The sequence below is a fragment of the Symbiopectobacterium sp. genome, assembly GCF_047692315.1.
Taxonomy (GTDB): domain Bacteria; phylum Pseudomonadota; class Gammaproteobacteria; order Enterobacterales; family Enterobacteriaceae; genus Symbiopectobacterium.
On the sequence record NZ_JBLLJS010000023.1, the window covers coordinates 1 to 20,647 of the forward strand.

The 20,647-nt window shown below is 49.2% G+C and carries 17 protein-coding genes, 3 tRNA genes and 6 pseudogenes; 16 read left to right on the forward strand and 10 right to left on the reverse strand.

Annotation, left to right across the window (positions count from 1 at the left end):
* Positions 1 to 164: 164 nt before the first annotated feature.
* Positions 165 to 240 (reverse strand) — tRNA-Asn (locus tag ACMZI0_RS12165).
* A gap of 386 nt (positions 241 to 626) precedes the next feature.
* On the opposite strand from ACMZI0_RS12165, the pseudogene ACMZI0_RS12170 reads away from it, so the two are divergent.
* A pseudogene (locus tag ACMZI0_RS12170) lies at positions 627 to 887 on the forward strand (LysR family transcriptional regulator); the annotation flags it as partial.
* A gap of 275 nt (positions 888 to 1,162) precedes the next feature.
* Complete coding sequence (locus ACMZI0_RS12175) at positions 1,163 to 1,423, forward strand: sigma-S stabilization anti-adapter protein IraP (protein WP_415673151.1); 261 nt, start codon at positions 1,163 to 1,165, stop codon at positions 1,421 to 1,423.
* 188 nt (positions 1,424 to 1,611) lie between these two features.
* On the opposite strand, the pseudogene cycA reads toward ACMZI0_RS12175, so the two are convergent.
* Positions 1,612 to 2,997, reverse strand: a pseudogene (gene cycA / locus ACMZI0_RS12180) (D-serine/D-alanine/glycine transporter).
* A gap of 354 nt (positions 2,998 to 3,351) precedes the next feature.
* Here cycA and ACMZI0_RS12185 point away from each other — a divergent pair.
* Positions 3,352 to 3,427 (forward strand) — tRNA-Lys (locus tag ACMZI0_RS12185).
* A gap of 392 nt (positions 3,428 to 3,819) precedes the next feature.
* Entirely contained in the window at positions 3,820 to 4,104 is a 285-nt protein-coding gene (locus ACMZI0_RS12190; RefSeq protein WP_415673152.1) for a hypothetical protein, read from the forward strand.
* A gap of 88 nt (positions 4,105 to 4,192) precedes the next feature.
* Here ACMZI0_RS12190 and ACMZI0_RS12195 read toward each other — a convergent pair whose 3' ends face one another.
* Positions 4,193 to 4,417: a DUF2594 family protein gene (locus ACMZI0_RS12195; protein WP_415673153.1), complete on the reverse strand. Its 225-nt coding sequence runs from the start codon at positions 4,415 to 4,417 to the stop codon at positions 4,193 to 4,195.
* Positions 4,418 to 5,271: 854 nt separating this feature from the next.
* Here ACMZI0_RS12195 and uvrY point away from each other — a divergent pair.
* From uvrY to ACMZI0_RS12220, 5 genes are all read left to right on the forward strand, one after another.
* Positions 5,272 to 5,925: a UvrY/SirA/GacA family response regulator transcription factor gene (gene uvrY / locus ACMZI0_RS12200; protein WP_415673154.1), complete on the forward strand. Its 654-nt coding sequence runs from the start codon at positions 5,272 to 5,274 to the stop codon at positions 5,923 to 5,925.
* 24 nt (positions 5,926 to 5,949) lie between these two features.
* Positions 5,950 to 7,782, forward strand: a complete 1,833-nt coding sequence (gene uvrC, locus ACMZI0_RS12205; protein ID WP_415673155.1) for an excinuclease ABC subunit UvrC — start codon at positions 5,950 to 5,952, stop codon at positions 7,780 to 7,782.
* A 54-nt stretch (positions 7,783 to 7,836) separates the two neighbouring features.
* A complete protein-coding gene (pgsA, locus tag ACMZI0_RS12210) occupies positions 7,837 to 8,385 on the forward strand; it encodes a CDP-diacylglycerol--glycerol-3-phosphate 3-phosphatidyltransferase (protein WP_415673156.1) in 549 nt (182 codons plus the stop codon).
* A gap of 159 nt (positions 8,386 to 8,544) precedes the next feature.
* Positions 8,545 to 8,620, forward strand: a tRNA-Gly gene (locus tag ACMZI0_RS12215).
* A gap of 163 nt (positions 8,621 to 8,783) precedes the next feature.
* On the forward strand, positions 8,784 to 9,590 hold the full coding sequence (locus tag ACMZI0_RS12220; protein ID WP_415673157.1) for an NAD(P)H-dependent oxidoreductase: 807 nt from the start codon (positions 8,784 to 8,786) through the stop codon (positions 9,588 to 9,590).
* 11 nt (positions 9,591 to 9,601) lie between these two features.
* Here ACMZI0_RS12220 and ACMZI0_RS12225 read toward each other — a convergent pair whose 3' ends face one another.
* On the reverse strand, positions 9,602 to 9,952 hold the full coding sequence (locus tag ACMZI0_RS12225; RefSeq protein ID WP_415673158.1) for a desulfoferrodoxin family protein: 351 nt from the start codon (positions 9,950 to 9,952) through the stop codon (positions 9,602 to 9,604).
* 524 nt (positions 9,953 to 10,476) lie between these two features.
* On the opposite strand from ACMZI0_RS12225, the gene ACMZI0_RS12230 reads away from it, so the two are divergent.
* The 6 genes from ACMZI0_RS12230 (at position 10,477) to ACMZI0_RS12255 (ending at position 13,810) form a co-directional block, all read left to right on the forward strand.
* Positions 10,477 to 11,091, forward strand: a complete 615-nt coding sequence (locus ACMZI0_RS12230) for an acyl-CoA dehydrogenase family protein (protein WP_415673159.1) — start codon at positions 10,477 to 10,479, stop codon at positions 11,089 to 11,091.
* Positions 11,092 to 11,245: 154 nt separating this feature from the next.
* A complete protein-coding gene (locus tag ACMZI0_RS12235) occupies positions 11,246 to 11,461 on the forward strand; it encodes an acyl-CoA dehydrogenase family protein (protein ID WP_415673160.1) in 216 nt (71 codons plus the stop codon).
* Positions 11,462 to 11,531: 70 nt separating this feature from the next.
* The gene (locus ACMZI0_RS12240; RefSeq protein WP_415673161.1) at positions 11,532 to 12,830 is read left to right on the forward strand and encodes an MFS transporter; all 1,299 of its coding nucleotides are present in this window, start codon (positions 11,532 to 11,534) and stop codon (positions 12,828 to 12,830) included.
* Between the two features lie 12 nt (positions 12,831 to 12,842).
* Entirely contained in the window at positions 12,843 to 13,265 is a 423-nt protein-coding gene (locus tag ACMZI0_RS12245) for an AraC family ligand binding domain-containing protein (protein ID WP_415673162.1), read from the forward strand.
* A complete protein-coding gene (locus tag ACMZI0_RS12250) occupies positions 13,246 to 13,449 on the forward strand; it encodes a hypothetical protein (protein WP_415673163.1) in 204 nt (67 codons plus the stop codon). Before ACMZI0_RS12245 ends, ACMZI0_RS12250 begins: the two co-directional genes overlap by 20 nt.
* Positions 13,424 to 13,810 carry a helix-turn-helix domain-containing protein gene (locus ACMZI0_RS12255; protein WP_415673164.1) on the forward strand — a complete coding sequence of 129 codons (387 nt, stop codon included), beginning with the start codon at positions 13,424 to 13,426 and terminating at the stop codon, positions 13,808 to 13,810. Before ACMZI0_RS12250 ends, ACMZI0_RS12255 begins: the two co-directional genes overlap by 26 nt.
* Positions 13,811 to 13,887: 77 nt before the next feature.
* Here the strand turns inward: ACMZI0_RS12255 and fadK are convergent.
* The 4 genes and pseudogenes from fadK to ACMZI0_RS12275 form a co-directional block, all read right to left on the reverse strand.
* Positions 13,888 to 15,476 (reverse strand): annotated as a pseudogene (gene fadK, locus ACMZI0_RS12260) (medium-chain fatty-acid--CoA ligase).
* A 59-nt stretch (positions 15,477 to 15,535) separates the two neighbouring features.
* On the reverse strand, positions 15,536 to 15,829 hold the full coding sequence (locus ACMZI0_RS12265; RefSeq protein WP_415673165.1) for a ferredoxin family protein: 294 nt from the start codon (positions 15,827 to 15,829) through the stop codon (positions 15,536 to 15,538).
* Positions 15,826 to 17,052: pseudogene (locus ACMZI0_RS12270) on the reverse strand (FAD-dependent oxidoreductase). The gene ACMZI0_RS12265 and the pseudogene ACMZI0_RS12270 overlap by 4 nt, the downstream one beginning before the upstream one ends.
* Positions 17,029 to 17,172: pseudogene (locus ACMZI0_RS12275) on the reverse strand (electron transfer flavoprotein); the annotation flags it as partial. The pseudogenes ACMZI0_RS12275 and ACMZI0_RS12270, both read right to left, overlap by 24 nt.
* 589 nt (positions 17,173 to 17,761) lie before the next feature.
* On the opposite strand from ACMZI0_RS12275, the gene ACMZI0_RS12280 reads away from it, so the two are divergent.
* Complete coding sequence (locus ACMZI0_RS12280; protein ID WP_415673166.1) at positions 17,762 to 18,673, forward strand: AraC family transcriptional regulator; 912 nt, start codon at positions 17,762 to 17,764, stop codon at positions 18,671 to 18,673.
* 142 nt (positions 18,674 to 18,815) lie between these two features.
* On the opposite strand, the pseudogene ACMZI0_RS12285 reads toward ACMZI0_RS12280, so the two are convergent.
* Positions 18,816 to 18,983 (reverse strand): annotated as a pseudogene (locus tag ACMZI0_RS12285) (acyl-CoA dehydrogenase); the annotation flags it as partial.
* Between the two features lie 14 nt (positions 18,984 to 18,997).
* The gene (locus ACMZI0_RS12290; protein WP_415673167.1) at positions 18,998 to 20,593 is read right to left on the reverse strand and encodes an acyl CoA:acetate/3-ketoacid CoA transferase; all 1,596 of its coding nucleotides are present in this window, start codon (positions 20,591 to 20,593) and stop codon (positions 18,998 to 19,000) included.
* Positions 20,594 to 20,647 lie beyond the last annotated feature (54 nt).

The window sequence follows — 20,647 nt, forward strand, 5'->3', positions numbered from 1 at the left end:
CATATGCGGGTCACTCCTTTATCGAACCGGAAAGACCCCAAATCTGACCACCAAATTCTCCCGATGCGGAGGGAAAAATAAGAACGCATCGGGAAAGGTTTTCACGCTAACCTGTTGAGCCTAAAACAGATAGGGATTCGCAAGGATGCATAAGAACAATAATTTGGCTCCTCTGACTGGACTCGAACCAGTGACATACGGATTAACAGTCCGCCGTTCTACCGACTGAACTACAGAGGAATCGGTGAGTGCGGAGGATAATAGCGATAGCGTATGGGCTTGTCAAAGGGTGTGATGCACAATCTTTCTCGATTGCTGATCTAATAGTCAATTCATTGAATTATCATGGTGTTGATGAGCACTTTTATAACGATAGGGCGAGCAACCATACATCTGTGACAAGGGTTTGCACCTCGATATGGCATGTTTTGCCTTATGCTGGTGCATTGGCTTCTTGATTTCCTCTGCGTTCCATAGATTGGCAGCGCTGCAAAAAAACACACCAACCATTTCTTTTCCTTATTTTACGGGCAACTGTGTTCACAAAATCAATATGAGAATCGAAAAGTAATACAAACTGGCGCGCTTCTTGCTACCTCTAAAGGGTAACTACTCAGGGGGCGAAAATGAATCTAAGGCGGCTCAAATATTTTGTTAAAATCGTTGATATTGGTAGCCTGACGCAGGCTGCCGAGTTGTTACATATTGCACAACCGGCATTAAGCCAACAGGTGGCGACGCTGGAAAGTGAATTGGGAAAGCAACTGTTAGTTCGTAGCCGACGTGGCGTTACGCCGACTGAAGCAGGGAAAATTCTTTACTCACACGCACAAACTATCTTGCACCAATGTGAACAGGCAAAAACTGCCGTCAATAGTGTGCGGCAGCCTGTTAATATCTGACCGTGCAACGCCAGACATCGTTATGATGGCTGGTCATCTCTCTTGCTAACTTACCGCAGTTGGATTCCATCGCGAGTAACCGTGGCACTTTACATTTTATTTGCCAGTCTACGCGCTAACTGAATAATGTTTTTATTCTGGTGCTGGTAGAGGAAGCAATTCTAGTGTTACATTAATCTCAATCCCTGTTTTCTCCGCAGGCATATATCTCTTTTTACTTGGTTGCTCATAGGCGCATTATTATTGACAAAGGAGTTCAAATGAATACTCTTCTTTCTCAACTACTAATCAAGCTGGCGCAAAAGGAGGCGGATGAGAAGCGGCTTCAGACCCGCGTCGCATCTCTTGAGATGCTGGTCTCTGCGATTATTTCTACTATGGATGATCATAAATTGATCAATCTAAAAAGTGAAATCGATATGCTTGTCAGGCGCGAAGCTATGCCTGCCGGTGAAAAAGACGATGTGTATCTGCTACTGAGAAATATTAGCAGTATGGCATCTGCAAATGCGCCAGAGTGATTGAAAGGCTCTATAGCGTCATCTATTTGCTAAATTAAAATCTATTTTCACATTTTGTCTTTAATTATGTTTAGAGCTATTAACGCTGTTTTGATTGATGTGTTACTTTCGAAGGATATGCATTAAAAACTAAAGACGCCAATAATAAGCGTCTTTAGTATGAAGGCCTGCAATGATTTTATGCGGAATTAGGCGCTCTGTTTTTTCTTGCGTAAGAATTGATAAGCAATTGCAAGCAGGATAAACCAAAGCGGCGTAACGAGAAGTGCCTGCAATGTATCCGGTTGTAGTGTTAACAGAATTATCGCGCCAGCAAAAAAGACCAGGCATACCCAGCACATGACGATACCCAGTGGCATTTTGTAGGTTGAATTGGCGTGCAACTGTGGCCGGGTTTTCCGATATTTAAGATAAGAGCACAGGATAATGCTCCAGATAAACATGAACAGAATAGCGGAAACGGTTGTTACCAGTGTAAATACCGTCATCACATTTGGAATCAGGTAAATCAGTACCACTCCGCTCAGCAGACAGATGCAGGAAAACAGCAACCCTGTCGCAGGGACTGCGCGTTTTGACAGATGAGCGAAAGCTGCAGGTGCATCGCCCTGCTTTGCCAGACCGAACAGCATCCGGCTGGTAGAGAAGACGCCGCTGTTGGCGGAAGAGGCCGCTGAGGTTAACACGACAAAGTTGATCACGCTGGCGGCAGCAGGGAACCCTACCAGCACAAACATTTCAACGAAGGGGCTGCGATCGGCGGCAATTGCGTTCCATGGCGTGACTGACATTATCATGATCAGCGAGAATACGTAGAACATGATGATGCGAATAGGAATTGCATTAATTGCTCGCGGTAACACCACCTGAGGATTTTTGGTTTCGGCTGCAGTCGTACCGACCAGTTCGATCCCAACAAATGCAAAGACCGCTATCTGGAATCCGGCAAAAAAACCGCTTATCCCTTTTGGGAACATGCCTCCGTGATCCCACAGGTTAGTGAAGGAAGCGACAGAACCTGATGGGGAAGGGAAATGCATGAAGACCAGTACCGCCCCCAGGATAATCAGGGCGACAATCGCCACAATCTTGACCATGGCGAACCAGAATTCCATTTCTCCGAACAGTTTGACCGTAGCGAGGTTGAGCGTCAGTAGCAGCAGAACGCATAATAAAGAAGACACCCACTGCGAGAGCTCTGGAAACCAGAATTGGGTATAGGCGCTAATGGCGACCACATCAGCGATGCTCGTCACCACCCAGCAGAACCAGTAAGTCCATCCAGTGAAAAAACCTGCTCATGGGCCCAGCAGGTCGGCAGCGAAATCGCTGAACGATTTGTATTCCAAATTGGAAAGCAGCAGCTCGCCCATTGCCCGCATAACGAAGAACAACATAAACCCGATGATCATATAAACAAAGATGATCGAAGGGCCTGCCAGGCTGATGGTTTTACCCGAACCCATGAATAAACCGGTGCCGATAGCGCCACCGATAGCAATAAGTTGAATATGCCGGTTGGTCAGGTTGCGCCTTAGGCCTTCATCATGGGTCGTCGACCTCTTTGACGTTATCTACCATGTGTTAAATTTCCTGTTTTTGTCGGTGATGTTGTGTTGAGCTCTTGAATGGCTCTCTGATGATAGTGATAGGTAAAAATAGATCCTGTTAAACCAACCTGGCAATGCCGCGCATGATACCGAGGACATGGCATAGATAAGGTGAACATTCGCACGTTTTACGTCTGTGTATTTTCTGTTCGGATAAAGCTAGGCATGCTAGGAATTGAGATGACGGATATAAGCGCGGGCAAGACTAACAAAATCGGCTTTTGTCGACAATCTGATTTTCGTGGCTGGAAGCGAAAAGAAAAAAATCAAATTAACCGTTTGACAGCAGCAGGTAACAGGGGAATAATTCACAGCTTTGGGTCGTTAGCTCAGTTGGTAGAGCAGTTGACTCTTAATCAATTGGTCGCAGGTTCGAATCCTGCACGACCCACCAACATCAATTTTGCTTAATTGCTCGCGATTAAAATATGATATTTACAATAATGATTGTTGGCTGATTAGTGTTTTTTATCCGTTATTTTGTTATATCCAAAACAATTTCTTCCTCGTTATTTACATCTCGTTTATACTCTCCCTGTTATTAAATAATTACTCTGCGCCTAAGTAATGGATTCCCTTGCATGATGGTCTAATGGTTGCGCAATAAATGTGTCTTTCCCGCGGAGACAGGGATCACTTGCTGATTGTCTTATTCCTCCTGTTTGATGTAGACCTGCTATACTTTTCCCACTACGGCTTGCACGACTTCAAGCACCGTTGGCCTTGATGCGTAGCGTAGTGATCCAGGTCTGTCATGCAACAACTTCATTCAATCAGGAGGGGTTCATGGGGATAGAGAAACTCTTGGTAGTGGTTGAAACAAGTTACCAGGATCTCAATTCCGTTATCCCACTTTCGGCGCTGAGCCAGGTGATCCATGAGATTATCTGTACGGAGCAGTCGTCGGAGTACAAAATTAATGGGTGTTACAGTGAGTTAAAATCGCTGGTCGATGAGATCAAGCAACTCTCCCGAAAACGCCTGTTTGATAAGGTTTATGTTCTGGATTTAACGCACTATAAATCGATGGAACACGCGCTGTTGCTCAAGTTTGCAAACGCTGATGCGTGAACGTCAGATGTAACAACTGTGCCATGAGACGGTGTGCCGTGACAGAAACGGCCAGAGGGATCTGGCCGCCAGACTTAACCTGCTGTCATTACTGACGATAAGCGTGTTTGATCTGTTTCAATGTGGTGGAAAAAACTTCCGCTTGAGCGGGATCGTCAATTAGAGCGATCTGTTTTTCCATATTGATGATCACTTTTCCAGCATCAGCCTGGCCGATGGCTTTTAGCAGCAGCGTAATCATTGCTTTTAAACAGGTTACTTCGTCTGCCAGTGTTTCAACGGATTTGCCAGTAGAAAAATCTACGTTGCTCATGCGCTCTCCTTAACAAACACCATATCGTGGAACGTCTTATTCTGCGCTGAACATGGCTCATTCACGCAGAGGGGCTTTAGAATGCGCGAGAGTATAGCATAGTGTGTGCTGTGGTGGCGTTGGATTGATAATGTCAGGGAAGTAATGGTGTTTTTCTGTTCGTTATGCGACTTTTTTATCTTTTTTAACCGACGAGCCACGCATTATGTATTGTAAATGTTGCGAGCGATACATTTCATTTCAATTGCATATGCCATCAAAGTGACACTGGGATGAAAATAGGTGATGACAGCGTGATGAAAAGAAAGTGTAAATGATGTTTAAATTAACTCATGTACTCAATTTTTATTGACTTAAATAGTTAGAGTCCAATGTCATGCCAATGAACATAGTATGTTCAATCCACTGAATAACGAATAAAACCACTCTCTTACCGCTGAAACATCAAATTTATGTGGCATGGCTGTGACTGATGTGTATCATGATGTTTTAGGTATTTTGTTGCTCTGACTCAGCGGCACGGGGTTATTGTTGCCATATATGTCAATATACCCATCATACTGCAAGTTGCATGTGCGATGGCTACATTTGCTCACCCGAATCACTTACCTGAGTAAGCGCCGGGATTAATGAACTTCCTTTCTGAGGTGCATCTTTTGGGCAAGTGCAGTCGCTGTTCGAATCTGTAACAAACAGATTTTTCTCTCGTTTTTTGCCGCCCTGTGACACGAGTTATTTAGGGTATAAATGTGAAATATCTGAAATATCGCCATTTTATAATTTTCTCAAAAGATTGTCGCTTCCATCTGCGGTTGCCAGGCGTTCAGCGTTACACCCTTTTTGGAGAATAATTTTTGATTAGCATTTTTCTTGTGGATGACCATGAACTGGTGCGGGCAGGGATAAGGCACATTCTCGACGACACTAAAGGATTAAAAGTGGTTGGCGAGGCGCAGTGTGGTGAAGATGCCGTCAAGTGGTGCCGTCAGCATCCTGTCGATCTTGTGTTAATGGACATGAATATGCCGGGTATCGGTGGTCTTGAAGCCACGCGTAAGATTGCGCGTTTTGCCCCTGCAATTAAAATTATCATGCTAACTATTTATACCGAGAATCCATTACCTGCTAAAGTCATGCAAGCAGGTGCCACGGGTTACCTCAGCAAGGGCGCTGCGCCGCAGGAAGTGATTTGTGCTATCCGTGCTGTGCATGCGGGTAACCGTTATATTGCCTCTGATATTGCACAACGTATGGCGCTGAGCCAATTGGCTCCTCATACAGAAACCCCGCTGGCGTGTTTGTCTGAACGCGAATTACAAATTATGATGATGATCACCCAAGGGCAAAAAGTCACGGAAATTTCCGAACGTTTAAGTTTGAGCCCTAAGACGGTAAACAGTTACCGTTATCGCATGTTCAGCAAGCTGAATGTGAGCGGTGATGTCGAGTTGACACATTTGGCTATCCGTCATGGACTGTTTAATGCGGGGGCCGTCCATGAGCAGTGAAAGGCAGTGAGCGAAGGTTAAGTAGTGAGTGAACATTTCGATTCCCCCGCGTTTTTAAAAACCGTTACCAACCAGCCTGGTGTATACCGTATGTACGATGAGAGCAATACGGTCATCTACGTCGGTAAAGCAAAAGATTTAAAAAAACGCCTTGCCAGCTATTTTCGCAGCAATGTCGCCAGTCGCAAGACGGAAGCACTGGTGAAGGCCATTCACCAGATTGATGTCACCATCACCCATACAGAAACTGAAGCGCTGTTGCTTGAGCACAACTACATCAAGCTCTATCAGCCACGCTATAACGTATTGCTGCGTGATGATAAATCGTACCCGATGATCTTTCTTAGCGGCGATAATCACCAGAGGCTGGCAGTCCATCGCGGGGCCAAGCACGCAAAAGGGGAATATTTCGGTCCTTTTCCAAACGGCAATGCCGTGCGTGAAACCCTGGTGCTGCTGCAAAAGCTTTTTCCTATTCGTCAGTGCGAAAACAGTGTGTATCAAAACCGCTCACGTCCCTGTCTCCAGTATCAGATCGGGCGTTGTCTGGGGCCGTGTGTCGCAGGTCTGGTAAGTGAAGAAGACTACCGCCAGCAGGTGGAGTATGTGCGGCTCTTTCTGTCCGGCAAAGATCAGCAGGTGCTCAATCAACTGGTGGCGCGGATGGAAACAGCCAGCCGCCAGTTGGATTTTGAAGAAGCGGCGCGCATTCGCGATCAGATCCAGGCGGTGCGCCGTGTCACCGAGAAACAGTTTGTTTCTGGGGATGGCGAAGACCTGGATGTTATTGGTGTTTCGTTTGATGCCAGTATGGCCTGTGTGCATGTACTCTTTATCCGTCAAGGCAAAGTGCTGGGTAGCCGCAGCTATTTCCCGAAGGTGCCCGCAGGAACAGAACTGGCGGAAGTGGTACAGACGTTCGTGGGGCAATTTTATCTGCAAGGCAGCTTATCTCGCACGCTGCCGACCGAAATCTTGTTGGATTTCGCTTTGCCTGATAAAGAGGTATTGGCGGAATCGCTGTCTGAGGTGGCGGGGCGTCGTATTCATATTCAAACCAAACCGCGTGGCGATCGCGCCCGCTATTTGAAACTGGCGCGCACCAATGCAGCCACGGCGCTGGTAACCAAACTCTCGCAGCAGTCCACTGTTCATCAGCGCTTGGCGGCACTGGCAGACGTGCTTCATCTGGAAAAAATCGAACGTATGGAGTGCTTCGATATTAGCCATACCATGGGCGAGCAGACGGTAGCGTCCTGCGTGGTATTAGATGCCAATGGGCCGCTGCGTTCGGAGTATCGCCGTTACAACATCAGTGGCATTACGCCGGGGGATGACTACGCGGCCATGAATCAGGTTCTGAAACGTCGCTATGGCAAGGCGTTAGAAGAGAGCAAAATCCCTGATGTGATTGTTATCGATGGCGGTAAGGGCCAATTGGGGCAGGCGCTCGCGGTGTTTGATGAGCTTGAGGTGCCGTGGGATAAGCACAAACCGTTGCTGCTCGGAGTGGCGAAAGGCACAGAGCGTAAGGCAGGGCTGGAAACGCTGTTTTTCGAAGCGACCGGTGAAGGGATCGCTCTGCCTACGGATTCACCCGCGCTGCATGTCATCCAGCATATTCGCGATGACTCGCACGACCACGCTATCGCCGGGCACCGCAAAAAGCGTGCAAAAGTGAAAAACACCAGTTCGCTGGAACTGATCGAAGGGGTTGGGCCAAAACGTCGGCAAATGCTGCTGAAATACTTAGGCGGTATGCAGCCACTGTTAAATGCCAGCATCGACGAAATTGCAAATGTGCCGGGAATTTCACATGCATTGGCAGAAAAAATCTTTCATGCATTGAAACACTAGGGACAATGTAGCAACATATCCACCAACCCACACCAGCCAAAGTAGCCAATCCCTATGCAATTGAACATACCAACATTGCTGACTCTGTTTCGTGTTGTCCTTATCCCTTTCTTTGTGCTGGCGTTTTATCTTCCTTTTGCCTGGGCACCGCTGCTGTGTGCCTTTATTTTCGTGGTTGCTGCGGTCACTGACTGGTTTGATGGTTTTTTGGCGCGCCGTTTGAAGCAAACCACCCGTTTTGGGGCGTTTCTCGATCCGGTGGCTGACAAGGTGATGGTTGCAGTGGCGTTGGTGCTGGTGGCAGAGCATTACCACGTTTGGTGGATCACACTGCCTGCTGCGACGATGATTGCGCGTGAAATCATTATTTCTGCACTACGTGAATGGATGGCTGAGATTGGTAAACGCAGCCATGTTGCGGTCTCCTGGGTGGGTAAGGTGAAAACCACTGCACAAATGCTCGCGCTGGTTGGATTGCTCTGGCGCCCAGAGCGTATGGTTGAAGGGGCTGGCATCATTGCTCTGTATATCGCGGCGGTACTGACCTTCTGGTCTATGTTTCAGTATTTGAGCGCGGCGTGGCGCGATTTGTTGGATTCCTGACCGCAGCGTCGTAAAAAACAGCAATTGGTGAGCGTTAAGGGATAATTTTATTGACTCGTCAGGGCAGGTTAGTAAAATGCCCGCATTGGACAGGTTGGTGGCCAACGCTAACTGCGTAATAGTATATAATGTTGCAATGTCCAGTATTTATAGTGTGATGCGGGAATAGCTCAGTTGGTAGAGCACGACCTTGCCAAGGTCGGGGTCGCGAGTTCGAGTCTCGTTTCCCGCTCCAACATTTGAAGAACCGAAAGGTTCTTTTTTTGTTTCTGTGTAATGTTAATCCCCCCGATTGATAACTCTCTCTGGTCAGCTGTTTCTGTTTTGTCCATCCCCAACGCCAAAAAGTGCCTTACCGTTGTGATCCTCGTTAGCTATATCCCCTTATTCTAGCCATCGTGGGCTATTGGGATTTTCTTTATAAAATGACAAAAGGAATTCACATGATGGACAAGGACAGGCGGTTCCCTTGCGGTAAATCCTTTAGTAAACAAATCGACTCCGACGGCGCTGTGGCTCGAGAACGCCGTGAATTTATCAAAGCAGGGTTGGCGGTCACCGCCGCTGCGGTATTGCCTGCTTTTGCCACTGGGGCAATAGGGGCAATCCAGCCTCACGTAAAAAATGTGTTTATCATCAATGCACGTCAGACTTACCCAGGCCTTAGCGAAGGGAGGCTTAATCGAGAGTATGTTGCTCTGATCAAGAGTGAAATGGATAAAAAAGGGTATCGCACCCGGCAAACGTATATTGAAAAGGGCTATGACATTAATGAGGAAGTGCAGAAACACCTTTGGGCGGATATTATCATTACCCAGTCGCCGGTGTTTTGGTTTGGTACTCCCTGGATATACAAGAAATATGTTGATGAAATCTTCACGGCAGGGATGAGTCAGCAAAGTTTCTTGATCGACGATGGCCGTATAGCGAATGATCTGAGCAAGCAATATAGAGAGGGTGGAAAACTGCACGGTAAAAAATTCCTGTTATCGCTGACCATGAACACGCCGAAAGAGGCCTTTGATGACCCAGCCCAACGGCTCTATGCCGGGCGCTCTCTGGAAGACTTGTTTTCCTCAACCACCTCCGTCTATAAATTCTGTGGTTTTGATATATTACCGGTGTTCGGTTCATTCGATGTAATTAAAGCGCCGCAGATCAGTCAGGATAAAATGCGATTGCGGCAACATTTGGCAAATCTGTAACCGAATAGAGATTAAAGGCTGTAATGCCACAATCCATGCTGGTTACAATATGCCCATATACCGAACCCGCGCTTACAGTTGAATTTGCAGTCGCGCCCTTTGCACACGGCTCGATCGCAATAAACGTAGGCATCTTTATCTGCCAAGGCAAACATCGCTTTACTCTCTTCCCCTGGAGCAAGAAATTTCAACTGTCCGCCCTGAAAGGTATACAGGTACACCCAGGCAATGTGATGTTGTGGCGTCATTGGGTGTGCTGGCTGCCCGATAGTGACGCTAAGGCTATTGCTCTCGAAACCGCCTCTTACCGTGAAGATGAGATGATGAGTAACATCAGGTGTCTGTGGGAGAAGTTGTTTCATTGCGTGACCGCAGCAATCAGGGGGTTGCGACGTATTGTTGGCAGCAACGTCGATTATCAGGCGCCGATAGTACTCACACAGGTAGAATTGCGGTACCGGCAATAAAAAGACGGCTTGGTGCTATTTTTGTGGCGTATTGCGCGCTGTGCCGCTGTGGGTTTAAGGCTTTTTTGCATATGGGATAATAACACCATTAATAACCTCTGTATGCCATATTTTGCGATAAACATTTTCATTAAAATAGTGTGAAGAAAAAATAACGCCATAGATAATTTACTTATTTACCTGGACGGATCGATCCTGAAGTTAATAATGATATTGAATAATCGGTTATATGATGTTCTAGTACTACTTCCTTCTTTAATTTTTTTTATGCATTGGTTTTAGATGATATTTTTCTTTGTGTTTGATTTGTCCAATTTTGTGTTTTAAATGTCGCTGGTTGGATAATCAAAGCAAAATCTATACTCACTTTAGAAACGGGAACACACAATAAATCTACTCATTCTAAGTGGAGTAATATCATGACCCTATTATCAGAGCAGGCATTGGCTGCATTGAAAGAAAAAGTTCGCCGTGTGACGGAAAACGATTTGGAAGAATTACAGTTGGAAGTGGAAAGAACCAATGTTTTTCCCGATGCCTATTATGATGTTTGCCGCAGAAACGATCTGTTTCGTCTGGCCATCCCTGAGGCATATGGCGGCATGGGATTTAACTGCGAGCAATTCTTTGCTGTAATGAAGGAATTTTGTCGTGGCCCAGGTGGGATGAGAATGAATCTGTACCATGCCAATGGCCTGAATTGGCGGATTCTCCACGATCATGGTGCCGAGGATCTGCGCGCAAAATGGTTGCCAAAACTGGCAAATAAAGATGCCTATATCAACTTTGCTTTGACGGAGGCCGACTGCGGTTCGGGGGCTGATATTCGTACTACGGCGGTAAGAAAGGGGGATAAATACATACTTAATGGTAGTAAGACGCTGATTTCTCATACCGATATTTCCGATGCTTCTTACGTGATTGCGGTTACTGATGAAGCCAAACGGAAAAAAGGCGGCCTCACCGCATTCTTTATTGAAACCAATACCCCTGGCTACTACATCGATCCGATGCCGCACATGATGGGATGTTGAGGGGCGGGGCACTCTTATTTGTGCTTTGAAAATTGCGAAGTGCCAGCACATAACATCATGGACCAGGAAGGCGATGGGCTGGATATCTTTATGAATGCCCTGGCGCATTCCCGCGCGATGATCGCGGTGAAGATATTGAAATATGGTATCCGCGATGTGCAAACTGCACGGCATCGACACAGTACGCACGGTCTCTGACAGTTGCCTGGAAATCTTTGGCGGTATTGGCTATTTCGAAGATAACCCCTATGGCCCGGTAGAGAAAATGTACCGTGATGCACGCGCGCTGTGGTTTGAGGAAGGGCCACGTACGGTGCAGCGTCTAACCATCGCCAGTCCGTTGATTGAAAGCCGCGGCGTCATTTTGTGATAACGCCCTACATCCTGCCATAGTGACCGCCGCAAGGCACTTCCTGCGGCGGTCCCCTCCGGGAGTCATCATGAACGCATCTATTGGAAACAGACGCTGGGGCATAATTGCCCTGCTGATTATCGATTACTTTGTTATGTTTGTAGCCCGTAGCAGCATGTCCATGTGCGGGCCTGAGTTAATGCAACAGTTTGGCTGGAGTGCCACCGAGTTCGGTTGGATTTCCACTGCATTCTTTATCGGCTACGCCATAACCATGTTGCCCGCCGGTATGTTTGCCGATCGTTCGTGGGGCGGCGTGGTGCTGGTTACGGGCACGCTGTGGTGGGCACTTTTCACCTTTCTTACCCCGTTAGGCGAGACGCTGGGGGCAATGATGGCGTTACGTATCCTGGTTGGGTTTGGGCAGGGGTTGCTGGTGCCAGCCAACTTTTCTCTGTTAGCCCACTGGGTGCCAAAAAGCGAAACGGGCAAGGCCACCGGGTGGTTACAGGTGGGATGCCCGGCCGGGATCTCTGTTGCAATGATGGTTGCCGCCGCTATCGTGCAACTCTGGGGCTGGCAACAAGTCTTTAGGATTCTGGCGTTACCGGGGCTGTTGTGGTGCTTGCTATGGTGGCGTTGGGGAGCGAATCGTCCACAGGAAGATAAGGCTGTTAGCCAGGCGGAGCGCGATTATATCTATGCGGGCCAACAGGGGGAGAAGCTGACGCAAGATAGGCTGCCATTGAGCCGGCGCGATATTTTTTCAACCCCTTCCGTGTGGTGCCGTGCGCTGTGTTATTTCTGTACTAATTACCTGTTTTTCCTGTTTATGACCTGGCTTCCGACCTATTTCGCGCTAGGGCGTGGCATTCATTTAAAACAAAGTGCGATATTTTCCATGTTGCCCTATTTGGTCGCTATCATCGCCTATCCTTTAGGAGGGATTGTCACGGATTGGGCGGTACGTAGGATGGGACAAAACGCAGGCCGCAAGTTTACGCCGATGTTGGGACTGCTGCTGGCGGGGATGTTTTTGATTCTGGGCACACGTGCTAACAGTCTGGGCGCGGCGGCCACGTTAATTTCTGCTTCCAATTTTTTCCTCTGCTTTACGATGGGTGCACATTTCTCCATTCCGATGACGTTCTCGCAGAGAAATACCGGGCTACTGGTGGGGCTGAACGGGGTATTCGGTACGACAGCGGGTATTTTGGCACCGGTATTTTCAGGGGTGATCATCGATATTACCGGCCAATATGAGTACGCCATGTACTTGAGGGCAATCATTGCCATATGCGGCGCGTTGTTTATGTTGATTGCGCGTATTCAACCCATTGTCAGCCGTGAGCCAACATCTGCTCATGCTGCCCACCCGGTGCGTTAAGGGGAGTCTGTTATGGCAACCACCATTACTGTCTATACGCTCTATGGCGAGCAAACGGCGCTAAGTTGGGAGAATTTCTTCAATGTAGAGCAGATTTCGTTCCGCTCCCGCGCGCTGAACTGGAAAGTCTCTCCCCACGTGCATGAAACGTTGTTGCAACTGCTGTTTATCGAGCGCGGCAGTGTCGATCTGTTGCTCAATTACAGCCATTTTACCTCGCAAGCGCCCTGCCTGATTTTGGTACCCGCGCAAACCGTGCATTGTCTGGCCTACACGCCAGATTCAGGGGGGCTGACGGTGACGGTTTCGCAAAAGCCACTGGAGTCGGTGATCAAGTTGCTGGCCCCCCCATGTGATAAAGCTGCTGGCAACACCCTGTATGTTTTCTCTGGCTCAGATGCCGGAGGAACGCTCGGTGGTGCAGGAGGCTTTTGAGGCGCTGTTACTGTTACGCGAATGGCATACGCCGAGCTCGACGCAGACGGCCATGGGCATATCGCTGCTGACGTCTTTGCTGTCGAACATTGCGCGCATTAGCGGGCGGGCCAGTGAGCCGCAAACCTATGAAGTGTGTTCGCGCAAGACGGCGGCAAGTGAACAAGTTTCTGGCTCTGGTTGAAGAACGCTTTCGCCAGCTGCTGGCGGTGAACAGCTATGCGCAACACATGGGGATGTCTCCCGGCCATCTTTCTCGCCTGTGCCGCTTGACGCTCGGGATGTCCAGTCTGGATGTGATCAACCGCCGGGTGATTCAGGAAGCGCAGCGGGAGTTGGTCTATACCGCCAAAACCATCAAACAACTGGCCGCCACGTTAGGTTTTAACGATGAAGCCTATTTCACCCGATTCTTTCACAAACACGTCGGCGTCAGCCCAACACAGTTTCGTGAATTGGCGGTAAAGCAGATGGTTGCGGATGCCGCACAGCAAGAGTGCGACTGCCCATTGAGTGAGGCTGCCTGTTGGGAAGCGTTGGCGTAAGCGACAACCTGTGAGGCTGGTGACGTATTATTGACATAATAAGCAGGCTCTCTTATCGAGAGCCTTAGGTTTTAGGATCAGGCGGAGAACAGGGAGTGGTGGGCTTGTTGGTGTTCATCCAGCCCCAGACGTTGCAGAATATCTTGTCGCAGCAGGTATTTCTTGATTTTCCCTGATGCGGTTCGCGGCAAGCTCTCGACGATTACCAGATGCTCGGGGTACTTGTACTTTGCCACGCGTTTGCGGCTGAAAAAGGCAATCACATCTTCTAGCGTCAGCGTGTGGTAGGGGGCTTTAAACACCACATAGGCGCGAGCGCTCTCCCAAACGTTCATCGGGCATGGCGACCACGACCGCCGCGCACGATGATATCTTTCTTGCGCCCGGTGATTTTGATGTAGCCGTCTGGATCCATGCGGCACAGATCACCACTGTAATACCAGCCATTTTCATCCAGCGCGCGCGCCGTCAATTCCGGCTCATCCAGATATCCTATAAACACGTTCGGGCCACGCGAGGCTTCTTCACCGCAATCAACCACGTTCCGTGCTTTGTCGACCACTTTGATTTCGACGCCCGGTGCTGCCCGCCCATCGGTGTTAACAATTCGCGACGTAGGATCATCGAGCATCACCACCGCGTGCGGTGAACTTTCCGTGGAACCATATACTCTGAGCAGTTTTATGCCCATTTGCATACAATCACGGGTGATCTTCTTGGGAATTGTGGTACCGCCGCACAAGAAAAAGCGCAGCGATGACAGATCGTAAGGTTTCTGCTGCACGCAGCACAACAGGTCATAGACGAACGGCGTAGCCCCCAGCACGCAGGTACATCGCTCCTGCTGTAGCAGTTCAAGACAGTCTGTCGGATTAAAAATATCCAGCAGTACGCTACGTGCACCGATAATAAAAGGTGCGGTAACACCGTGTAAAAAGCCGATGGCATGGCCCAGCGGCGCGGGCATTAAAATGGTGTCCAGCCAGGTCAGATTAAGCCGCGCACAGTAGGCACGCTCGCTGGCAAGAATGTTGTTGTGCGTCAGCATCACCCCTTTGGGCACCCCCTCCGTGCCGGAGGTAAAAAGCACGGCGGCCAATGCATCTCCATGGACGCGGATCGGCGTATCCAACGGTGTAAAGGCCTGCAATAGTTGACTGAGTGCCAGCGTGGCGGTGTTGGCGGGAGCCAGTTTATCCACGGCGACCACCTGGCGTAAGTGAGGCAATTGTTCACGCAGTGGGATAATCCTGTCGATGGGCTGAGTATTTTTGAACAAGGTGGGGGCGAACAGCACTTTTGCCTGACACTTATTGAGGATCCACACCAGTTCAGTTTCACGGTAGGCTGGGAGTAGCGGCACGGATACGGCACCCACTTTCAGGCATGCCAGATAGACAACCGTGAACTCGCACCAGCCTGGAAGCTGAAAAGCGACGCGATCGCCGGGTTCCACGCCACAGGTGAGTAAAAGGTCGCGAGACTGCCCGAGGCGCGGTCTAACTGCATAGGTGTAAGACGTCCCCTGATTGTCAACCACGGCAACCTTGTCCGGCATGGCGCGTTGTGTTTGATGCCAATAGTCGGCGAGTGAGGCGTCTCCCCAGAACCCTTGTTGACGATATAACGCCCGACGTTCAGCGTTAAATGCTATTGAAACGGTCATGTGTTTTTGTCTCAGTGTTTAACGGCCACATCGCGGCCGTTAAACACTTTTGCGGGGGATCAACCAAAGCGGAATTCGATACCGAACGTACCCTGCGGATATTCCCATTGTTCCAGAATGGGTTCGCCGCACAGTACCCGGCAGGTACCGCACTCCAGACAACCGGCAGAGTCGAAATGAATATTCCCTGCCTCATCCTGCTTGTAGAGCCCTGCCGGGCAGGCCTTGAGCAATTTGCGAAACTCGGCCATATCGGGGTTGTCGGCCAGAATAGTGTGCGGATGGCCTTCATCCACATGGAACTTGTTGACGCCCAGTTTGACGTCCACATTGACGCTGTTGTCGTTACTCATAGCGCTGTCGCTCCCTTGATGCCGTCTTTCAGCAGATTTATCAGGCCAACCTGCTTGGCGCGCTTCATGATTTTTGCCCGCACCGGCACGTTCGGGCCGCCATCAATAATAAACAGATCGCTCATAATATCGGCCACCATACGCGGGTACTGGGTGAACATACGTGGGTTCTCCATCATGGCCGGCACCTTGCGATAATGGTGCATATCGCGCAGCACGAAGCTGTGTTCCAATGCGCGTTTGTATTCCATCAGGCTGCCGGATGAGAAGTCCTGACGCTGTTTTGCGGCAATTGCGGTGTTGGCTGCTGCCTGTGCCGAGGCGATCGCCAGATCCATACCGCGCACTGTGTATCCCAGATTGAGGCACAGACCGGCAGCATCGCCTACGATCATCACGCCGTCATCCACCAGGCTGGGTACCATCTCCAGCCCGCCTTCAGGTACCATGTGCGCAGGGTATTCCAGCAGTTCTCCCCCCTGAATCAGCGGACGGATCGTCGGGTGTTGTTTAAAATCTTCCAGCATCTGCGGTACGCTTTTGCTGGCGTGCGCGATATCGCTCAGACCGCAGACTAACCCAAGGGAGATAGAGTCTTTGTTGGTGTAGAGAAAACCGCCGCCCATCAACCCGTTGGAAGGCGAACCCGCAAAGAGCCAAGCCGCGCCTTCTCCCGGTGACAGGTTAAACCGATCTTCGATTTGCGATGAGGGCTGGGCGATCAGTTCTTTCACGCCTACCGCATAGTGATGGGGAGACGGGGGGGCCAAACCGATAGAACGGCCGAGCAGCGAGTTCACACCATCGGCCAGAATCACCACGTTCGCTTCCAACGCATCTTCGCCTGCCTGCACGCCGGGAATAAACTGCACGCCAGCCTCTTCGGCTTTCTCCATTAGCTAGGGATCGAATCGGTTACGCAACACGGTATACGAGGCTTTGGCGGGGATATCCGGCTGCTCGCTGTGGTAATCCATCGTGACGGCGCTTTCGTCGGTGAGAAAAGAAATTTTTTCTCGCGTGACTTTGCGTTCAACGGGGGCCTGTTGCGCAAACCCGGGCATGATGCTCTCCAGGCTGTGCGCGTAGAGGCGTCCACCGGTCATATTTTTACTGCCTTCGCTATTACCGCGCTCAATGACTAATACATCAAGCCCGGCTTGTGCCATGATATAACCGGCGACGCAGCCCGCAACACCGGCCAACTGGGTGGCGGCCTCGATGGCGTTTAAATCAAACTGGCTGATTTTTGCATCGGCGCGGTCGAAATTGAGCGTACGTTGGGCGGTAACCACAATGTCTTGCTCTTCGGGCACCAGCTTAAAGCAGGTTATTATTTTCATGGCGTCTCCTATTGGTCGCTCGCAGGCTTTGCATCGAGAAGTAATATCGATGTGCCTCAGAGAGATATAAAAATTTGATGGAAATAGTGTGCGGGGGATAGGGGTAAAAAACGACATGATAATATGTTTTAGTTACCAACAATCTTGCAAAAAAATTGTGCGCGGCGGCAGGTAAATATATTTTCTGACATATTCCTATGTGGTGTTATCTTTAAACATTAAGGTAAATCACGCTACAGCGTATTAACGCTGGAAACGATGGGTAAAAATAAGATGTGACGAGCATCATAAATGCGAGGCTTTTTTTAATTGGAATTATTAACACGCTCACTGAATAATGAAAATTTCAGTGGATTGTGAATGCGATGTTTTTGTATGTAGGCAATGCGTGTTTTTAATGAGAAAAAACACAGGATTATGCGGTAAAAAACGTCTCTTTTCTGGCGGAACAATCGGGCGGTGTGATCTTGCATGATATGCAAACAATCTTGTTTTGCGCGGTAAAAATCGTGATATATAGTACTCGTCGTTGCGCTACTTTACCCCTAAATAATTGGCTCACACCTTACTGCTTCCCGTGGAGGTTGTCATGTATCAGCGCTGGTTTGACAATAATACCGATACCTTGTTTGAGAAGGGAATGACGCCCAAATTGTCCCGTTTTGTGATCAGTGATGACCCAAACTGGGAGTCCGGACACCACGTGTATGATGCTGAAACGGAGCTGATCTATGTAAAAAGTGGCGTAGCCCGGCTCATCATCGATTCGTCCAATTATGTTGCACAGACCGGTGATATTGTGGTGGTGGAGCGTGGCCAATTGCATGCTGTCGCATCCGATAATGCATCCCCGGCAACCACCTATACCTGCGCCGTTTACGGATTTAAATTCCGCGATCGGGATGAGAATCAGATCATGCGGTTCAATTCCTGCCCGGTAGTTTCCGTGGTGAAAGGAAAAGAGGTCATAAAAAGTATATTTCACGAACTGGGAGTGATGTTACCACAGCAAAAAAATCTTTTATCCTCGCAAGTCTACGATGCTTTCGGCTATGCATTGACTGCACTGTTTTATGAAAACTTTAAAAATGCCTACCGTTCTGAATCCGGTTATATTCGTAAAGAAGTATTAGTGAAAGATATTCTGGTTTATCTGAATAACAATTATCGTGAAAAAATAACCCTGGAACAGCTCGCTAAAAAATTCCGCGCCAGTGTTAGCTACATCTGTCATGAATTTACCAAGGAATATCATATTTCTCCTATCAACTATGTGATTAAACGCAGGATCACCGAGGCAAAATTTGCTCTGACCAACACCGAGTGTAGTTTGAATGAAATTGCCATTCGCGTGGGGTATGACAATGTTGATCACTTCGTCAAATTATTCATGCGCCATGTTGGCTGCTCACCCAGCGAATACCGTAAGCAGTTCAAGAATAGTCTTAATGGGTTGGAGTATATAACGGAGTTTGGTGAGAGCTCAGAATTGCTGATGTGAAGGATATATCCAGTGGTGACTCCCGTGGGACGGGAGTCACCATCAGTTAGTTATTTACTTTGATAATCTTTCAGGATCTGCCGTCCGGCAATATAAATCATGATTTCATCGGTACCGCCGCCAATTCTCTCACAGCGTACGTCACGCCCAGCAGAGAAATGCCGTTATCAGCAAGCGCCCTCATAAATTCTTTCGGGTATGTACCGGTCTGGTCGCAGGTTCTAAAATACTCTTCCGGGAAATCACTGGTAATCAATTCCCGAATACTGGCGAGCAGCAGCTCTTGCTCTTCGGTTAAGGAAAAGTCCATACGTTTTACTCCTGTTATTGTTCAGCGTCAGGCAATACAAAGCCCATCACGTCATCGAAAAATAGGCGTGTATCCATCGGTTTTAAGTCGGGTGAAATGACCGGGGTAAAATCCATCTGTGCCAGAATGTCTTTTTCCAGATCGACACCGGGAGCGATCTCAACCAAGTGCAAACCGTCCGCTTTTAAGGTAAAGACGGCGCGCTCGGTGATGTAACGCACATCCAACCCGCGTTCGAGCGCGATTTTTCCGCTGAACGTGATTTCCGGTATTTCCTGGATAAATTTTTTGACTTTCCCTTCCTGCGCAATCGTCAACTTACCGTCGCCGACGTCGGTTTTTAAACTGCCGGCTGTCAGGGTGCCGCAGAAGATGATCTTCTTCGAGGTGGCACTGATATCGATAAACCCGCCCGTGCCCATGATCTTGCCGTTGAATTTATGCATGCCAACGTTGCCGTGTCGGTCGATTTCAGCAAAGCTCAGGTAGCACACATCCAACCCACCGCCGTGGTAAAAATCGAACTGAGAGGTCATGTCCAGAATGGCGCGGGTATTGACGTTGGCACCGAAGGCCACACCTTGTGTTGTGATCCCGCCGATGGGGCCGGTTTCCACCGTTAGCACGAAGTCATCGGCACAGCCCTCTTCGCGAGCCACCAGACCGATGCCGTCGGCGATACCGACACCCATGTTACCGACAGCGCCTTTGCGCATTTCGAACAGTGCGAGGCGTGCTACCAGCTTGCGTTGGTTAAGTGGGATTGCCATTTTGGCGCTGTCATCCAGCACGAAATCACCGGAGATAAAACGGTTGACGGGCGCACCGCCGTACAGCTGGGTTTGCGTTGAATCAACAACCACGATGTCGACCAGATAGCCGGGAATACGCACGGATTTAGGGTGCAGCGTGGCCTTTTTAACCATCTTCTGCACTTGCATCATCACGATACCGCCGTTGTTGTGTACCGCTTGTGCAATCACCAACGCATCGAGATACATCACTTCATCTTCGAAAGAGGCGTAACCTTCGCTATCGCAGGTCGTGGCGCGGATAAAGGCGACATTGGGGGCAATGGCCTTGTAGAACAGGTATTCCTGATTATCGATTTCGACCAGCTTGATCAGCTCGTCTTTGGTCACTTCATTCAGCTTGCCGCCTTGTTGACACGGGTCGACAAAGGTGCCAATGCCGATATTACTCAGAATACCTGGCTGGTGAGCGGCAGAGGCGCGGATCGCCTGAGTGAGCACCCCTTGCGGGTAGTTATAGGCGACGATCTTGTTTTGTTCTGCCAGATAGGAAATACGCGGTGACTGTCCCCAGTGGCCGCACAACGCCCATTTGACCAGGCCTTCCTGTGCCAGTGGGCTGATGCCTCGCTCGGCGCGGTCACCTAACCCCGTTGGGCTGATCAATGACAAATTGCGTGGTGACTGCGTGGTTTTATAGTGGTCGGCGAGGGCGGTGATCAGAGAGGTGGCTTCCAGAATACCACCGCCGGCCCCCAATACGCACAGCGTGGCTTCATCAGGGATGTAATTGACCGCGTCCTGTGCGGAAAGCACCGGCACTCGGCCATTAATTCTTTTAGGTTTTTCCAGTTTCATTGCAACTCCTCGTGATAAGAGAATGGACGGGCGCTGTTCTCGACAACGCAAAGG

Coding starts and splice junctions, on each gene's coding strand:
- ACMZI0_RS12230 (WP_415673159.1), top strand. CDS start 10,477: ATGACCCTATTATCAGAGCAGGCATTGGCTGCATTGAAAGAAAAAGTT.
- ACMZI0_RS12280 (WP_415673166.1), top strand. CDS start 17,762: ATGTATCAGCGCTGGTTTGACAATAATACCGATACCTTGTTTGAGAAG.
- ACMZI0_RS12190 (WP_415673152.1), top strand. CDS start 3,820: ATGGGGATAGAGAAACTCTTGGTAGTGGTTGAAACAAGTTACCAGGAT.
- ACMZI0_RS12265 (WP_415673165.1), bottom strand. CDS start 15,829: ATGAGTAACGACAACAGCGTCAATGTGGACGTCAAACTGGGCGTCAAC.
- ACMZI0_RS12240 (WP_415673161.1), top strand. CDS start 11,532: ATGAACGCATCTATTGGAAACAGACGCTGGGGCATAATTGCCCTGCTG.
- ACMZI0_RS12235 (WP_415673160.1), top strand. CDS start 11,246: ATGTGCAAACTGCACGGCATCGACACAGTACGCACGGTCTCTGACAGT.
- ACMZI0_RS12225 (WP_415673158.1), bottom strand. CDS start 9,952: ATGAAACAACTTCTCCCACAGACACCTGATGTTACTCATCATCTCATC.
- ACMZI0_RS12290 (WP_415673167.1), bottom strand. CDS start 20,593: ATGAAACTGGAAAAACCTAAAAGAATTAATGGCCGAGTGCCGGTGCTT.
- ACMZI0_RS12245 (WP_415673162.1), top strand. CDS start 12,843: ATGGCAACCACCATTACTGTCTATACGCTCTATGGCGAGCAAACGGCG.
- ACMZI0_RS12195 (WP_415673153.1), bottom strand. CDS start 4,417: ATGAGCAACGTAGATTTTTCTACTGGCAAATCCGTTGAAACACTGGCA.
- ACMZI0_RS12175 (WP_415673151.1), top strand. CDS start 1,163: ATGAATACTCTTCTTTCTCAACTACTAATCAAGCTGGCGCAAAAGGAG.
- pgsA (WP_415673156.1), top strand. CDS start 7,837: ATGCAATTGAACATACCAACATTGCTGACTCTGTTTCGTGTTGTCCTT.